This is a genomic window from Enterococcus rivorum, from assembly GCF_001742285.1.
Taxonomy (GTDB): Bacteria; Bacillota; Bacilli; order Lactobacillales; family Enterococcaceae; genus Enterococcus_L; species Enterococcus_L rivorum.
Window position 1 is genome coordinate 13,019 of sequence record NZ_MIEK01000006.1, and the last position, 17,071, is coordinate 30,089.

Here is a 17,071-nt window from a genome sequence, read left to right on the forward strand (position 1 = left end):
TATTCGTAAAAAGGTACAGTGGATATACTTGATAAAAGTTTCGGAGGGAAAACTATGTATGATGTAATTGTAATTGGTGCAGGACCAGCTGGGATGACTGCAGCTTTGTATGCCTCACGCTCAAATCTTTCAGTGTTGATGATTGAACGAGGAGCGCCTGGTGGGCAGATGAATAACACTGCTGAAATAGAAAACTATCCTGGGTTTGATTTAATTATGGGACCTGATTTAGCTTATAAGATGTATGAAAGTGTTGAAAAATTTGGCACTGAAAATGCCTATGGAATTGTTATGGATATTAAAGATCAAGGAACTTATAAAGAAGTAATTTGTGAAGAGCAAACGTACCAAGGAAAAACAATTATCATAGCGACTGGATGTGAGCACCGTAAATTAGGTGTAAAAGGTGAAGAAGAATTTGCTGGACGTGGTGTTTCTTATTGTGCAGTTTGTGATGGCGCCTTTTTCCGTAATAAGCGTTTATTAGTTATAGGTGGTGGAGATTCCGCCGTAGAAGAAGCCATTTATTTAACGCAATTTGCATCAGAAGTTGTTATTGTTCATCGTCGTGATGAGTTGAGAGCTCAAAAAATCATTCAAGATCGTGCATTTGCAAACGAGAAAATTTCTTTTGAATGGGATTCCATTTTAGAAGAAATTACTGGGAATGACATGGTTGTGACTGGTAGTCGTTTAAGAAATGTGAAAACAAATGAAATAAAAGAAGTCGAAACAGATGGTGTCTTTATTTATGTTGGTTTAGATCCATTAACCGAGCCATTTAAAAATGCTGGAATTTTGAATTCAGAAGGTTGGGTTCAAACAGATCAAGAGATGCAAACAGCGATTCCAGGTGTCTTTGCGGTTGGAGATGTTCGTGAGAAAACATTAAGACAAATCACAACAGCCGTTGGTGACGGTGGGATTGCAGGTCAAGAAGCTTATAAGTATATTGAAACTTTAGACAAATAGAAAATAATTATCTTATTGAGAATAAAGAACTAGAGCAGAGAGAATTGCTTTGGTTCTTTTTTCTTTAGACTAGCTTAAGTTAAAAATATATTTTTGACAGGTAGAAGAATATGCACTATGATGAAGAAGAGACAACTAAATAATTGTTAGGTGAGGCTCCTATTTGGACACAAGCTGCTGCCGCGAAAGAATCGAGAGACTCTTAGTTGGTTTAACAGAAATAATCGTTAAGGTTATTTTTAATGTAGCTGATAAGAAATTATCTACGCCCTATAGTGTTAAAGCTCAACAATGGAGAAATTTTTAATGTATCCTATTAAGGGCACACTCTATTGTTTGAGTGTGCTTTTTGGTGTAATAGAAGATGATTTTTTAGTCTGAAATAGCTTGGCGTTTCCAATAAATGAAAGGCAATGGAAAGGAAGGTAATAATGGAAGATCCCAGTGGTAGGTTAGAAAGAATAAATACTACCTTTTCTGAACTAGAGTAGATTTTTTACCTTTTAGAGCAGTTAGGTATCTAGGAGGATTTTAATGATGATGAATAAGAAAATGTTTGATGCTAAGAAAGTAACTAAGGATCAAGAGTTAAGAAAGCTAGCGATGCTTTCAGAACGAGAATTGATGATGGAATTAAGGACATCTGAACGAGGGTTGTCGCAAGACGATGCTAAAAATCGGCTAGATGAATATGGCCCCAACGAGATTTCAGCTCAAAAACCGACACCAGCAATAATTATGTTTTTATCAGCGTTTAGAGATCCTTTCGTGTATGTCTTAGCCCTACTAATGATTGTTTCGACATTAACCAAGGATTTTGAAGCAGCAATTGTAATGATGACGATGATCTTAGCGAGTGTTATCATTGCTTTTATTCAAGAGTATCGTTCTCAAAAGGCAAGCCTTAATTTAAAAGAACTGATTGAAAATACTACTGCTGTGACTCGTGAAGGGAAAATAAGCGAAATTCCAATGGATGAAGTTGTTCCGGGAGATATAGTAACTTTAGCAACTGGCGATATGATTCCTGCAGATGCAGTGTTGATTTGGACGAAAGACTTATTTATCAACCAATCCTCTTTAACTGGAGAGTCAATGCCGGTAGAAAAATTTGTTGATGCTGGAATCGACAAAAACCAACAAGATGTATCAGCTCTAGACATGCAAGATTTAGTTTTTATGGGAACGGATGTATTAAGTGGGCAAGGAAAAGCAATTATTTTGAAGACAGGACAAAATACATTTTTTGGTGACATTGCAAAAAATGCGACGACTCAAAGAGGAAAAACCTCTTTTGATATTGGGTTAACTAAAGTTAGTAAATTTCTCTTACGGATGGTAATGATCTTGTTTCCAATTGTTTTTCTGATAAACGGAATAACAAAAGGTGATTGGGCTGGAGCATTCTTTTTTGCAATTGCGGTAGCTGTCGGTCTGACACCTGAAATGCTGCCGATGATTGTGACTAGTAATTTGGCTAAAGGGGCGTTGAGCTTATCTAAGCATAAAGTCATCGTTAAGGAATTACCGTCAATTCAAAATTTAGGCAGTATGGATGTTTTATGTACGGATAAAACAGGTACTATAACAGAAGATGAGGTTGTACTAATACAGCATTTGAATCCATTAGGAGAAGTAAATGAGCACGTTTTAGACATGGCTTTTTTAAATTCTCACTATCAAACTGGTTGGAAAAACTTAATGGATATTGCTGTCATTAATTTTTACAATGAAAATCAGCCTAAAAGTAGATCTCAACAAGTAACAAAGTTGGATGAGATTCCTTTTGATTTTTCTCGTCGTCGTTTAACTGTGGTTGTAAATGTTGATGAACATCAATTGATGATTACAAAAGGTGCAGTTGAAGAAATGGATGCTGTATGTACCCATGCAGAAATTGATGGTGACATTGTCGAATTGACACCAGAACTACGTAAAAAAATGAGAGACGTAAATGTTCGTATGAATGAGCAGGGGATGCGTGTATTAGCGGTTGCGATAAAAAAAGATGTTCATAAAGAAGCTATCTATACTGTGGAAGATGAAAAAAATATGATTTTGATAGGCTTTATGGGATTTCTCGATCCAGCAAAAAAATCAGCGATTACAGCAATCAAATCTCTGCATGAACATGGTGTGAATGTCAAAGTATTGACTGGAGACAATGATATTGTAGCGAAAAAAGTATGTGGAGATGTCGGAATTGAGGTTTCTCATGTGATTCTTGGTTCTGAAATAGATCAAATGGACGACGAACAAATGAAAGAAGAAGTGGAGAAAACCAATCTTTTTGCGAAGTTAAACCCGATGCAAAAATCTCGGATTATTGAAATTCTACAAGGAAATGGGCACACAGTTGGTTTTATGGGGGATGGGATTAATGATGCTCCTGCATTACGAAAAGCAGATGTAGGAATTTCGGTAGATACAGCCGCTGATATTACAAAAGATGCTAGTTCTATTATTTTGCTAGAAAAAAGTTTAAATGTGTTAGAAGATGGAGTGATTGAAGGGCGTAAAGTATTCAGCAACATGATGAAGTATATAAAAATTACAATAAGTTCTAACTTTGGAAATGTTTTTTCTATCTTGATAGCTAGTGCCTTCTTACCCTTTCTGCCTATGTTGTCCATCCAACTGCTGATTCAAAATTTAATTTACGATGTTGCACAACTAACGATTCCTTGGGATAACGTAGATGAAGAGGAGCTGGTAAAGCCAGTTCGCTGGGAAACAAATGGGTTAGCGAAGTTTACGTTGTGCATTGGGCCAGTCAGTAGTATTTTTGATTTAGTTACCTATGCTGTGATGTGGTTTGTTTTCGGTGCTAATACTGTCGGAAATCAACATTTATTCCAAACAGGATGGTTTGTTGTAGGGCTTGTTAGTCAAACGCTAGTTGTTCATATGGTTCGTACAAGAAAAATTCCATTTATTCAAAGTATTGCTTCACCACAAGTGATATTGTCAAGTTTAGGAGCGATAATTTTAGGTATTTTGATTGTTTTAACACCTATAAGAGAAGTTTTTGACTTTGTGAAGCTTCCTTCTAATTACTGGCTATGGTTCTTGATGATTGTTGGGTTGTATTTAGTCTTTGTAGAAATCGCCAAAAGACTATATATTCATATTACAAAAGAATGGATTTAGAGCAAAAAGAGACAAATAGCTTAACAACCCATTTTCAGTGATTATTCTGTGTTCTTTTTTCTAGCAAGACTATAACAGATAGAATGTTCGTTAATTGTTTGTATTTAAGTTCTCATGTTAACTATATATTCGTGTATTTAAAACTAGGATCGTATGACTCCTAGTTTTTTTATTTGATTAAAATTTAGTTTAATTATATTTTTGGTTAAATATATAGCTTATCTAATTAATAAGAATAAAATAGATTAGAGTGGAATGTTCGTAACTAGCAAATCATTTGATTTATTTTACGAATTCTGTTGTAGTATTGCATTTTTGTATACTGTAACAGTTTTGATAGATTAGATTATGATAGTCAATTAAGAAAAGAGAGCGTTCTTTTAATTGTGAATTTTATCACTACTCTATGATATTAAAGGATTTTTAAGAAATAAGGATTTTAAAATTTCAAAACTTTTTACTTGCTCTTTTGTCTGATTAGTGATAATTTGTTAGTGTAGTCGATGAAAACTAATACAGTTTTTGATGCTGTTTTAATTTCATCGGAATTAAAGAAACGTAATAGAGAGGATTGTGTGACAAAATGGCAAAGGCAAAGAAACAAAAACCTATTGACTTTAACGCATTAGTGGAAGAAGTCGACAAAGATTTCCCGACATACCAAATCTTGGATCAAGATGGGAAACTTGTAAACAAAGATGTAGAACCTGATTTATCTGATGAAGAATTGGTGGAATTAATGACTCGTATGGTTTGGTCTCGTGTGTTAGATCAACGCTCAACTGCATTGAACCGTCAAGGACGTTTAGGATTCTTCGCTCCAACAGCTGGACAAGAAGCTAGCCAATTGGCAAGTCACTTTGCTATGGAAAAAGAAGATTACCTTTTACCAGGATACCGTGATGTACCTCAATTGGTTCAACATGGCTTGCCTTTAAAAGAAGCTTTCTTATGGTCTCGTGGTCACGTTGCAGGGAACCTTTACGCTGAAGATTTAAATGCTTTGCCACCACAAATCATCATTGGTGCTCAATATATTCAAGCTGCTGGTGTAGCTTTAGGAATGAAAAAACGTGGTAAGAAAAATGTTGTTTTCACTTATACAGGTGATGGTGGATCTTCACAAGGAGATTTTTATGAAGCGATCAACTTTGCGGGTGTTTATAAAGCGAATGGTGTTTTCATTATCCAAAACAATGGTTTTGCGATTTCAACTCCTCGTGAACAACAAACTGCAGCTAAAACATTAGCACAAAAGGCTGTTGCAGCTGGAATTCCAGGGATTCAAGTAGATGGAATGGATCCATTGGCAGTTTATACAGTTTCTAAGCAAGCTCGTGAATGGGCAGCAAATGGAAATGGTCCTGTTTTAATTGAAACATTAACTTATCGTTATGGTCCGCATACATTATCAGGTGACGATCCAACTCGCTACCGTTCAAAAGATATGGATGACGAGTGGCTACAAAAAGATCCGTTAACTCGTTTCCGTAAATATTTGGAAGCCAAAGGACTTTGGTCAGAAGAAAAAGAAGAACAAGTTATTGAACAAACAAAAGAAGAAATAAAAACAGCTATTTCTGAAGCAGATCGTGTTCCAAAACAAAAAGTATCTGATTTCTTGAAGAGCATGTTTGAAGTTCAACCTCAAAGTATTAAAGAACAAATTGCAATCTATGAAGCAAAGGAGTCGAAATAATCATGGCACAAAAAACAATGATCCAAGCAATTACAGATGCCTTAGCTCTTGAATTAGAACATGATGAAAACGTATTGATGTTCGGTGAAGACGTTGGTAAAAACGGTGGCGTATTCCGTGCAACTGAAGGTTTACAAGCAAAATTTGGTGAAGATCGTGTATTCGATACTCCTTTAGCTGAGTCTGGAATCGGTGGTCTAGCTTTCGGTTTAGCATTACAAGGCTACCGTCCTGTTCCGGAAATCCAATTCTTTGGATTTGTCTTTGAAGTATTTGACGAAATCGTTGGTCAAATGGCTCGTACCCGTTATCGTATGGGAGGAACTCGTAACATGCCGATTACGATTCGTGCTCCTTTTGGTGGTGGTGTGCATACACCTGAGCTTCACTCAGATAATTTAGAAGGATTAATTGCACAATCACCTGGTATTCGTGTGGTAATCCCATCAAATCCTTACGATGCGAAAGGACTTTTGATTTCTGCAATCAGAAGCAACGACCCTGTTGTTTATTTGGAACACATGAAATTGTACCGTTCTTTCCGTGATGAAGTGCCAGATGAGTCTTACGAAGTACCTTTAGATAAAGCAGCAGTTACTCGTGAAGGAACAGATATTTCAATTATTACTTACGGTGCTATGGTTCGTGAAGCAATTAAAGCTGCTGACAATTTAGCGAAAGACAATATTTCTGCTGAAATTATTGACCTAAGAACTGTTGCCCCTCTAGATATAAAAACGATTATTGAATCAGTGGAGAAAACAGGACGTGTGGTGGTTGTTCAGGAAGCTCAAAAACAAGCTGGCGTTGGTGCCATGGTTGTTTCTGAAATATCTGAACGCGCAGTATTGTCATTAGAAGCGCCAATTGGCCGTGTATCTGCTCCAGATACAATCTTCCCATTTGGACAAGCAGAAAACACTTGGTTGCCAAATGCAAATGATATCGAAGCGAAAGCAAGAGAAATCGCAGGATTTTAATCTAATAGGAAGGGAAGACTAAAAAATGGCTTATCAGTTTAAATTACCAGATATTGGTGAAGGAATAGCAGAAGGCGAAATCGTAAAATGGTTCGTCAAAGTAGGCGATACAATCAAAGAAGATGACACTTTATTAGAAGTGCAAAATGATAAATCAGTAGAGGAAATACCATCTCCAGTAACAGGAACAGTAAAAGCAATTGTAGTACCTGAAGGAACTGTTGCAAACGTAGGAGATGTTTTGATCGAAATCGATGCTCCTGGGCATGAAGGAAACGAAGCGACTTCAAGCGCTGCACCTGTAGAAGAAGCTGCTGCAACACCAGTAGCAAGCGAAGGTGTTTTCCAATTTAAATTACCAGATATTGGTGAAGGAATAGCAGAAGGCGAAATCGTAAAATGGTTCGTCAAAGTAGGCGATACAATCAAGGAAGATGACACTTTATTAGAAGTGCAAAATGATAAATCAGTCGAAGAGATTCCATCTCCAGTGACAGGAACAGTAAAAGCAATTGTAGTACCTGAAGGAACTGTTGCGAATGTAGGCGATGTTTTGGTCGAAATTGATGCTCCTGGACATAACTCTGCAAGTTCGGTAGTAGCACAAGCTCCTATTGAAGAAGTTAAACAAACTGCTTCAACACCGGCAGTGGCTACAGGCGTGGTTGCAGCTGGAAATCCAAGCAAACGCGTTCTTGCTATGCCATCTGTACGTCAGTACGCTCGTGAAAAAGATGTTGATATCACTCAAGTAGCTCCAAGCGGAAAAGGTGGAAGAGTAACAAAAGCTGACATAGACACTTTCATTGCTGGTGGCGGTCAAGTCATTGCACCAGCAACTGTGACAGAAGAAGCAACGACTGTCTCAACTCCAGTAGTTGAAACGGTAGCAGCACCAAAAGCAGCAGCACCAAAAGGACCAGCTAAACCATTTGTTTCTGATTTAGGTGAAGCTGAGACTCGTGAAAAAATGACACCGACTCGTAAAGCAATTGCTAAAGCGATGGTGAATAGTAAACATACCGCACCTCATGTGACATTACATGATGAAGTAGAAGTATCAAAACTTTGGGACCACCGTAAGAAATTTAAAGATGTTGCTGCTGCAAACGGCACAAAATTAACGTTCTTGCCTTACGTTGTTAAAGCTCTAACAGCAACAGTTCAAAAATTCCCAATCATGAATGCTTCGATTGATGATGCGGCACAAGAGATTGTTTATAAAAACTACTATAACATTGGGATTGCTACAGATACAGATCATGGTTTATATGTACCGAATGTTAAAAATGCTAATACTAAAAGCATGTTTGCAATTGCAGATGAAATCAATGAAAAAGCTGCATTGGCTATAGAAGGTAAATTAACAGCACAAGATATGCGTGATGGCTCAATCACGATTAGTAATATTGGTTCAGTTGGTGGTGGTTGGTTTACACCGGTAATTAATTACCCTGAAGTAGCTATTTTAGGTGTAGGGACGATTGCACAACAGCCAGTTGTAAATGCTGATGGAGAAATTGTTGTTGGTCGTGTAATGAAACTTTCATTAAGCTTCGACCACCGTATTGTTGATGGAGCAACTGCTCAAAAAGCAATGAACAATATCAAACGTTTATTGGCTGACCCTGAATTATTATTAATGGAAGGATGATTATCAGATGGTAGTAGGAGATTTCGCCATTGAATTAGATACAGTAGTCATTGGTTCAGGCCCAGGCGGATATGTAGCTGCGATTCGTGCAGCTCAAATGGGTCAAAAAGTAGCCATTATTGAAAGAGAATGGATTGGTGGCGTTTGTTTAAATGTTGGCTGTATTCCTTCTAAAGCGTTGATTGCAGCTGGACATCATTATCAAGAATCTTTAGACTCATCGATTTTTGGTGTAACTGCTGAGAACGTAAAATTGGATTTTGAAAAAACACAAGATTGGAAAGACAATAAAGTTGTTAATACGTTAACAACAGGAGTTGGTTTCCTGCTTAAAAAACATAAAGTTGAAATTATTGAAGGAGAAGCATTTTTTGTTGATGAAAATACTTTACGTGTCATTCATCCAGATTCTGCTCAAACATACTCTTTCAACAATGCTATCGTAGCAACTGGTTCTCGTCCAATTGAAATTAAAGGGTTTAAATTTGGTGGACGCGTATTAGATTCTACTGGCGGATTAAATTTAAAAGAAGTACCTAAAAAATTCGTAATTATCGGTGGCGGTGTTATCGGTGCAGAATTAGGTGGAGCTTATGCTAACCTAGGTTCAGAAGTAACTATTTTAGAGGGAAGTCCTTCTATCTTACCTACTTATGAGAAAGATATGGTAAAACTAGTAACAGATGACTTCAAGAAGAAAAATGTAACTGTAGTAACTTCTGCAATGGCCAAAGAAGCAATTGATAATGGTACAAGTGTTACTGTGAAATATGAAGTAGATGGTAAAGAAGAAAGTATCGTTGCTGACTATGTAATGGTAACAGTAGGACGTCGTCCAAATACAGATGATCTTGGCTTAGAACAAGCAGGTGTTAACGTGGGTGAGCGTGGACTTGTTGAAGTTGATAAGCAAGGAAGAACTAATGTATCAAATATCTTTGCAATTGGGGACATTGTTCCAGGTGCTGCGCTTGCTCATAAAGCAAGTTATGAAGCCAAAATTGCTGCAGAAGCAATTGCAGGTAAAAAAGTAGAAGTAGACTACAAAGCAATGCCAGCAGTAGCCTTTACTGATCCAGAATTGGCTAGTGTCGGAATGACTCTTGCTGAGGCCAAAGAGGCTGGCTTAGAAGCAACAGCTTATAAATTCCCATTTGCTGGTAATGGGCGTGCAATTTCTTTAGCAAAAACAGAAGGATTTGTTCGTTTAGTAACAACCAATGAAGACAGTGTTATTATTGGTGCTCAAATTGGTGGTGTAGGTGCCAGTGATATGATCTCTGAATTAGCATTAGCGGTTGAATCTGGTATGAATGCCGAAGATATCGCATTAACAATTCATCCACATCCTTCTTTAGGAGAAATCACTATGGATGCTTCTGAATTGGCTTTAGGTTTGCCAATTCATATATAATAGCATATTGTCACACAAGAAAAACCGGACTAGCCAAGTCCGGTTTTTTGTTATTTGAAATGAGAAAAGGACTAATGAATCATTTCTGATTCATCAGTCCTTTAAATTATAGAGTCCAAATAATGACTATAAAATCAATCAAAATGTTTATCAATGATTTTTCCACCATGAAAGGATAGAGCGTAGGTAAGGATGTTTTTGAAATAAATTTTTTCAGATCCTTTGAAGCATGAGAAATCTCCAGATACATCCATTTTATAAGTGTAGTCTTCTTTTACATATATTTCCCTTCCTCTATAAGGGAGGTCAAAACTAGGATGCATTAACGCTTCTTTCAAAAATGAATTTTTGAAATTATTATCAATCACTTGACCATAATAATTCATTGACCAAAACAGGATCATTTTTATATCATAAGACTTCTAGTCCAGAAAAGGAATGTGTACCCAGATAAGTATCTAAACAATGATAATCATCCTCAGAATACTCTAAATCATAACTATTTGGGCGAGAACTTTTGGTTTGACCAGAATCGTTAGCATAAGTATTTTGTTTTGCAGATAACAGAAATTCAATAATATTCTTCATGTAGATCCCCCTTTTGACCAAGAATAATCAAGAAAATTATGACTGTAAAGGGGAACAGAGAGAAAAAGCAAGCTATTAAAAGTTAATGAACAACATGTACTCTTCTTCATAATTTGATTTTTTTAAAGTTGATCCATTTTTTGCTTATTCTCAAAAATAGAGTATTTATTTATTTGACAGAAAAAGATTACTCTTCATCAATCGGTAAATAGGTGTATTCTGCAATTTCAGCAGCATGTTTACCAGCAGTATGACCAGTAACAAAAGCAGCAGTAATATTATAGCCACCTGTATAACCATTAATATCTAGTAATTCTCCAGCAAAAAATAGTCCACTAACCAGCTTACTCTCCATCGTTTTAGGGTTCACTTCTTTTAAAGAAATACCGCCGCCAGTTACAAAAGACTTTTCTATAGGAAGTGTTTTTACGACAGACATTCTAAATCCTTTCAATAGGCTAGAAAATTCTTCAACTTGCTTTTCTGTTACTTGCTTGGCAGCAATATCTGCTAAAGCAAGCTTATTTAGGTAAAAAGTCAGTAGCCGTTCTGGGATTAAGTTTTTAAGAGCATTTTTTACTGTTTTATTTGGTTCGTCTTCTAATTTATTTTCCACCTTCTTTTTGCAGTCGGACAGACTTATTTCAGGAAAGACATCTAAAGAGAGCGTAACAGGTTGACTGTTGTTTTTTCGTAGTTCTTGATTAACAAAGCTTGAACAGCGTAAAGCAGCAGGGCCAGATAATCCGAAATGAGTGAATAGTAAATCCATTTGGTGACTAACAACTATTTTTTCTTTTGTATTTAATACAGATAGGCAGACATCTTGTAAAGATAAGCCTTGCAATTCGTTTTTGTTAATAAAGGTCTCTTCTGAAATAAGAGGTGATTCTGTAGGGTACAAGGTACTTATTGTGTGCCCTAACCGTTTAGCTAATTTATAGCCATCTCCGGTAGAGCCTGTAGAAGGGTAGGTTCTGCCACCTGTAGTGAGAATGACACAGGGCGCATAGATTTTTTCGTGAGCTAATTGAACACCGATGATTTGATTTTCTTTGCGTAGTATTTTTTCTACTTTAGCTTCTGTATACAGAGTTACATCAAGTTCTTCAATTTTTTTATAAAGGGTATCAACAATTGTTTTAGAACGGTCTGATACTGGAAACATCCGACCGTGATCTTCTTCTTTTAAATGTGTTCCGTTAGATTCGAAAAAGTTCATTATGTCATAGTTATCAAATTGTGAAAAAGCACTATATAAAAATTTTCCATTTCCTGGAATATGAGCAATAATATCTTCAGTCGGGCGATTATTCGTGACATTACAGCGACCGCCACCAGTCATTAATAGTTTTTTTCCTAAGCGTTTGTTTTTTTCGAGCAGTAACGTTTTACTGCCTGATTCTGCTGCAGCGATTGCTGCCATCATGCCGCTGGTGCCTGCACCAACAACAATTACATCAAAAATTTTCATGAGAAACCTCCAGTTCAATGGTAGTTTACCATAAATTCTAAAATTTTTCTGATTTTCTGATAATATTATGCAAATTTTTGTGCAAATTTTCAAAAATTAGGTTAAAATAGGATTACAACAATGAGAGGGTGATTAAATGGAAGCAACACAGTATGTAAAAAGTATTCAGAAGAGAATTCACGAGCAAGACCAAAATCAAACGGAGTATCTTCAAGCAGTTGATGAGTTTTTACCAACAGTAGAGGTCTTTCTAAAAGAAAATCCTCAGTTTATTGAATCGAATATTCTAGACATACTGATTGAGCCTGAAAGAATTATACAGTTCAGAGTTCCGTGGCAAGATGATCAAGGAAAGTGGCAAGTTAACCGTGGTTATCGTGTGCAGTATAATTCTGCAATTGGACCTTATAAAGGTGGCTTACGTTTTCACCCAAGTGTGAATCTAAGTGTGATGAAGTTCTTGGCGTTCGAACAAATTTTTAAAAACAGCTTGACTGGTTTACCAATCGGTGGCGGTAAAGGTGGAAGTGACTTTGATCCTAAAGGGAAATCCGATGGAGAAGTTATGCGTTTTTGCCAAAGTTTTATGACTGAATTACAAAAACATATCGGACCAAGCACAGATGTTCCTGCTGGTGATATTGGTGTAGGTGCACGAGAAATTGGTTACTTATATGGAACATACAAACGATTACGCAACTATGATGCTGGCGTATTGACTGGAAAACCTTTAGGCTACTGGGGAAGCCAAGAAAGAACGGAAGCAACTGGTTACGGTGCGGTTTATTTTGTTAAACACTTACTTAAAGATTCTAACAATTCATTTGCTGGTAAAAAAGTATTTGTATCGGGCAGTGGAAATGTCTCTATCTATGCAATGGAAAAAGCTAAAGAACTTGGTGCAACGGTTTTAACTTGTTCAGATTCTAGCGGTTTTATTTTTGATCCCAATGGTATTGATGTTGAATTAGTGAAAGAATTGAAAGAAAAGAAACGTGAACGTATTGCAAAATATGTTGAAACACACAAAGAAGCAGTTTATTATGAAGGGCAATCCGTTTGGAATTTTAAAGAAAAGTGTGATATTGCATTGCCTTGTGCGACTCAAAACGAGATTAATGATGAACAGGCAGATATATTGGTTAAAAATGGTGTGAAAATTGTTGCTGAAGGGGCAAACATGCCATGTACTCTAGCTGCTGTGCATGTTTTACATGCTGCAGGTGTTCATTATTGTCCTGGGAAAGCAGCAAATGCTGGCGGTGTAGCGGTATCAGCTTTAGAGATGAGCCAAAATTCAGAGCGTTTATCATGGTCCTTTGAAAAAGTGGATGGTATGTTGGATGATATTATGAAAAATATTTATACAACTTGTCGTGATACAGCTAAAAAATATGGTGATGAAGGAAATCTTGTTTTAGGTGCAAACATTGCTGGGTTTGAAAAAGTTTCTCAAGCGATGTTAAGTCAAGGACTAGTTTAAACGTCATTTTGCAATGAAAAATAGAGAGGGCTGTGTTTTTAATATTAACCAGTCCTCTTTGCTTTTAGATGACTATTATTATTTAGAATATGCTTGAAAAAAGTTTAAAAAGAACGTAAAGTAGTACTGTAGTAATTTTACTTTCAAGGAGGAGAAAGAATGTCACACATTCAATTGGATTATTCCAATTTAACACCATTTGTTGCAGACCATGAATTGGAATATATGCAGGCGCAAGTCACTGCAGTAGACAAAGCATTACGAGAAGGAACGGGTGCTGGAAGTGATTTTACTGGTTGGATTGATTTACCAGAAAATTACGATAAAGCAGAATTTGCTCGTATCAAAAAAGCGGCAGAAAAAATCAAAGCTGATTCAGAAGTGTTAGTTGTTATTGGTATTGGTGGTTCTTATTTAGGAGCTCGAGCGGCAATTGAATTTTTAAATCATTCATTTACGAATATGTTGTCTAGCGAAGAACGTAAAGCGCCACAAGTTTTCTTTGCAGGGAACAGCATCAGTTCAACTTATTTAGCAGATCTGATTCATGTAATTGGTGATCGTGACTTTTCTGTAAATGTTATTTCTAAATCTGGTACAACGACAGAGCCAGCAATTGCATTTAGAGTGTTTAAAGAGTTGCTAGTGAAAAAATATGGTAAAGAAGAAGCGAACAAACGCATATATGCAACAACGGATCGTGCAAAAGGTGCGGTAAAAGTTGAAGCAGATGCTGAAGGTTGGGAAACATTTGTGATTCCTGATGATGTTGGTGGACGTTTTACTGTCTTAACTCCAGTTGGTTTATTGCCGATTGCAGTTAGTGGGGCAGATATTGATGCTTTAATGAACGGAGCAAATGAGGCGCGTAAAGAATATGCAGCGACTTCTGATTTAAAAACAAACCAAGCGTATCAATATGCTGCTTTAAGAAATATTTTATATCGTAAAGGGAAAACAACAGAAATGTTGATTAATTACGAACCAGGAATGCATTACTTCTCTGAGTGGTGGAAACAACTGTATGGTGAATCAGAAGGTAAAGATCAAAAAGGAATATTCCCAGCAGCAGCTGATTTCTCTACTGATTTACATTCAATGGGACAATATGTTCAAGATGGTATGCGTAATTTATTTGAAACAGTGGTAAAAGTGGAAACACCTCGTCATTCAATCTCAATTCCTCAACAAGAAGAAGACTTAGATGGTTTAGGTTACTTACAAGGAAAAGAAATTGACTATGTAAATACAAAAGCATTTGAAGGTACGCTATTAGCTCATACGGATGGTGGAGTGCCGAACTTAATCGTAAAAATTCCAGCAATGGATGCTTTCTCATTAGGATATGTAATGTATTTCTTTGAAATAGCGGTTGGTATTTCTGGTTACTTAAATGGAGTGAATCCATTCGATCAACCAGGAGTCGAAGCGTACAAGAAAAACATGTTTGCTTTATTAGGCAAACCAGGATTTGAAGACTTAGCGAAAGAATTGAATGCACGCCTATAGTTGAAATTCTTTTCTTACAATAAAAATATTTAGAAAAAAACACTCATTTGAGTGTTTTTTTCTATGCTCTATTTTTTTAATGTTGTTTTAAGTCAATTTTTTAATTGAAATTAGCTAGTTGTATCAATTCTCAAATCAAACTGTGAAGGATGAATATAACGAAATGTTTTGTTTACATATTCTAATTCAATTAGTTCTTCTCCTACAACTCTATAGGATGCGATTTGAGCGTTAGAAGAATCAGTGATAGTAAGTTTATCCAATTTTAGTGTATGTTTAAGCTCGTCTAATCGTTTTTGAAAAGAACCAATAACTTCTTCAGATGATGAAACATGTCCATAATTTGGCATAATAATCCTGCTTTCTTTTTTAGTATAAAAAAAGTATAGCAATTTTCTGTAATAGTTTCCAGAAATAGGATGCTAAAAAATAGTTATTTCTAAGAAGAATAGTCAATTAAAATGATAAGTAATGGTAATTGAGTGCACTACGTTATGACAATGCAAATACGATAACCCAAACGACTGGATAAAGCAGGGCAAGATTGGCTAGAAAGACAGGAATTAGAAAGGCGAGAAATAAATAGCGATAGTATTTGGATTGACTACTATCTTTCCAGACCTTAAACAAAGAAAAAAGAAATAGATCCAAGACGAGTATTAACAAGAAGAAAGCAAAAATAATCATTATATACAATCCTCCGCTATCTGTTAAATTGTTTGAAAAAAAGCCACACTTATTCAGTATGACTTTTATCTGATTGATGGGAATCTAATTGTTCTTTAGGATAAGGTAAAATTGAAAAAGGATCATCTTCTCCAACAGTATCTGTTTTTTGAGGATTGCTTTCTTTAGAAATGTAGTAAAAATCATTGCCTCCATAAGTTGGTTTGTTTGCTTGCGGAAGCGAGGGATTATTTTCAGGTTGCTTATTTCTAAGAAAAGGAACATCTGTAACAGTTGAATCAGGTGTTGTTTCTATTAAAGTAGCAGAATTCTCATCATGAGCAGGTATTGAATGAAGCGTTTCTGCTTTTTTCTGTTGTCTTTCTTTTCGAGAAGGACCGCCAGTAAAGGTTAAGAAGACGATTAGTGCAATCATCACAATGGTTAATAAAATTAGTAAAACAAATAAATTGAATGAAATAAACACATTATCCCTCCTTGTAAAATGATACTTTCTATAGTTTATCAAATGTTTATTATCTAGTCATCTTTTTTTTCTTGAAATCTTGATTTTCTTTTAAGAAAAAAAGATTCTATAGACCTATAGCAATCAAGACTAGACAATAGTTATTGTTTCATTAAAATTATGAAGGTTTAATTCGTTTTGTATTAGTTTTTTGCGCATAATTAATAAGAATCGCTTTAGAAAGAAAGATTCTTTTTGGTTTTAATCAATTTGTGGTAAACTATAGAAAGTAAGAATTTTTGGAGGAATGATATTGAAATCTAAAGAGTTTATAAAGTCTGTAGTCTTTTTCGCCGCATTGGCGCTGTTCTTATTTTTATTAAGACAATTTGTTTTTACTCCCGTGATTGTTAAAGGGCATTCTATGGATCCTACTTTAGCAGATGGCGAGCGAGTAATTGCGTTAAAAAATACAAAAATTAACCGTTTTGATATTGTGACATTGCATGCACCTGATGATGCAGATAAAAATTATATCAAGCGAGTGATTGGTTTACCAGGAGAAACGATAGAGTATAGAGACGATGTGCTTTATATTAATGGAGAAGAAATCCAAGAGCCTTACTTAGATCAATTTAAAAGTGAAATGCCTAAGGGAACCTTGTTTACAGACAATTTTAGTTTAGCAGAAATAGGTGCTCAAAAAGTTCCTGAAGGAAAGCTCTTTGTTTTAGGCGATAATCGTCAAAATTCAAAAGATAGTCGAATTATTGGTTTTATTGATGAGAAGGAAATTATGGGTGATGTGAAATTCGTCATGTGGCCTTTAGATCGTTTCGGAATGATTCCAAGTGTTAAAAGTGATGCTAAATAGTTAGAACTTATAAGGCTAAAATGCGTTGATTAAAAAGTACGAGAGATAGAAATTAAGCTCAGTGGGAGCCTTGTTTCTATCTCTTTTTTAGATAAGAAAACGAGCGTGAATTTTGATGATTCCTAAAGAAAAGAAAGAGTGA

At 35.9% G+C, this 17,071-nt stretch carries 14 protein-coding genes and 1 riboswitch; of the genes, 9 read left to right on the plus strand and 5 right to left on the minus strand.

Annotated elements, in window-relative coordinates; translation table 11 throughout:
* Positions 1-54: 54 nt before the first annotated feature.
* The 6 genes from trxB to lpdA all read left to right on the plus strand — a co-directional run bounded on the left by trxB (position 55) and on the right by lpdA (position 9,869).
* Positions 55-972, plus strand: coding sequence for a thioredoxin-disulfide reductase (gene trxB, locus BCR26_RS03150; protein WP_069697521.1), 918 nt, complete (start codon positions 55-57; stop codon positions 970-972).
* A gap of 135 nt (positions 973-1,107) precedes the next feature.
* A riboswitch (M-box (ykoK) riboswitch) is annotated at positions 1,108-1,276 on the plus strand.
* A 233-nt stretch (positions 1,277-1,509) separates the two neighbouring features.
* A complete protein-coding gene (mgtA, locus tag BCR26_RS03155; protein ID WP_069697570.1) occupies positions 1,510-4,122 on the plus strand; it encodes a magnesium-translocating P-type ATPase in 2,613 nt (870 codons plus the stop codon).
* A gap of 583 nt (positions 4,123-4,705) precedes the next feature.
* On the plus strand, positions 4,706-5,821 hold the full coding sequence (gene pdhA, locus BCR26_RS03160; RefSeq protein WP_069697522.1) for a pyruvate dehydrogenase (acetyl-transferring) E1 component subunit alpha: 1,116 nt from the start codon (positions 4,706-4,708) through the stop codon (positions 5,819-5,821).
* A gap of 2 nt (positions 5,822-5,823) precedes the next feature.
* Complete coding sequence (locus BCR26_RS03165) at positions 5,824-6,801, plus strand: alpha-ketoacid dehydrogenase subunit beta (protein ID WP_069697523.1); 978 nt, start codon at positions 5,824-5,826, stop codon at positions 6,799-6,801.
* 25 nt (positions 6,802-6,826) lie between these two features.
* Positions 6,827-8,455: a dihydrolipoyllysine-residue acetyltransferase gene (locus tag BCR26_RS03170; RefSeq protein WP_069697524.1), complete on the plus strand. Its 1,629-nt coding sequence runs from the start codon at positions 6,827-6,829 to the stop codon at positions 8,453-8,455.
* 7 nt (positions 8,456-8,462) lie between these two features.
* The gene (lpdA, locus tag BCR26_RS03175; RefSeq protein WP_069697525.1) at positions 8,463-9,869 is read left to right on the plus strand and encodes a dihydrolipoyl dehydrogenase; all 1,407 of its coding nucleotides are present in this window, start codon (positions 8,463-8,465) and stop codon (positions 9,867-9,869) included.
* A gap of 134 nt (positions 9,870-10,003) precedes the next feature.
* On the opposite strand, the gene BCR26_RS18720 is transcribed toward lpdA, so the two are convergent.
* The 3 genes from BCR26_RS18720 to BCR26_RS03185 all read right to left on the minus strand — a co-directional run bounded on the left by BCR26_RS18720 (position 10,004) and on the right by BCR26_RS03185 (position 11,931).
* Positions 10,004-10,255, minus strand: a complete 252-nt coding sequence (locus BCR26_RS18720) for a DUF5680 domain-containing protein (protein ID WP_211272282.1) — start codon at positions 10,253-10,255, stop codon at positions 10,004-10,006.
* 25 nt (positions 10,256-10,280) lie between these two features.
* Positions 10,281-10,457 (minus strand): hypothetical protein, encoded by a 177-nt coding sequence (locus BCR26_RS18725; RefSeq protein WP_209591825.1) that lies wholly within the window; start codon positions 10,455-10,457, stop codon positions 10,281-10,283.
* A 187-nt stretch (positions 10,458-10,644) separates the two neighbouring features.
* Positions 10,645-11,931, minus strand: a complete 1,287-nt coding sequence (locus BCR26_RS03185; protein ID WP_069697526.1) for a BaiN/RdsA family NAD(P)/FAD-dependent oxidoreductase — start codon at positions 11,929-11,931, stop codon at positions 10,645-10,647.
* A 136-nt stretch (positions 11,932-12,067) separates the two neighbouring features.
* On the opposite strand from BCR26_RS03185, the gene gdhA reads away from it, so the two are divergent.
* A complete protein-coding gene (gene gdhA / locus BCR26_RS03190) occupies positions 12,068-13,414 on the plus strand; it encodes an NADP-specific glutamate dehydrogenase (RefSeq protein WP_069697527.1) in 1,347 nt (448 codons plus the stop codon).
* A 159-nt stretch (positions 13,415-13,573) separates the two neighbouring features.
* Positions 13,574-14,923: a glucose-6-phosphate isomerase gene (locus BCR26_RS03195; RefSeq protein ID WP_069697528.1), complete on the plus strand. Its 1,350-nt coding sequence runs from the start codon at positions 13,574-13,576 to the stop codon at positions 14,921-14,923.
* Positions 14,924-15,033: 110 nt separating this feature from the next.
* Here the strand turns inward: BCR26_RS03195 and BCR26_RS03200 are convergent, their stop codons facing one another.
* Together BCR26_RS03200 and BCR26_RS03210 are read right to left on the minus strand one after the other, a co-directional pair.
* A complete protein-coding gene (locus BCR26_RS03200) occupies positions 15,034-15,273 on the minus strand; it encodes a hypothetical protein (RefSeq protein ID WP_069697529.1) in 240 nt (79 codons plus the stop codon).
* 386 nt (positions 15,274-15,659) lie between these two features.
* Positions 15,660-16,076 carry a hypothetical protein gene (locus BCR26_RS03210; RefSeq protein WP_069697531.1) on the minus strand — a complete coding sequence of 139 codons (417 nt, stop codon included), beginning with the start codon at positions 16,074-16,076 and terminating at the stop codon, positions 15,660-15,662.
* Between the two features lie 286 nt (positions 16,077-16,362).
* On the opposite strand from BCR26_RS03210, the gene lepB reads away from it, so the two are divergent.
* Positions 16,363-16,929, plus strand: a complete 567-nt coding sequence (gene lepB / locus BCR26_RS03215) for a signal peptidase I (protein WP_069697532.1) — start codon at positions 16,363-16,365, stop codon at positions 16,927-16,929.
* Positions 16,930-17,071: the final 142 nt, after the last annotated feature.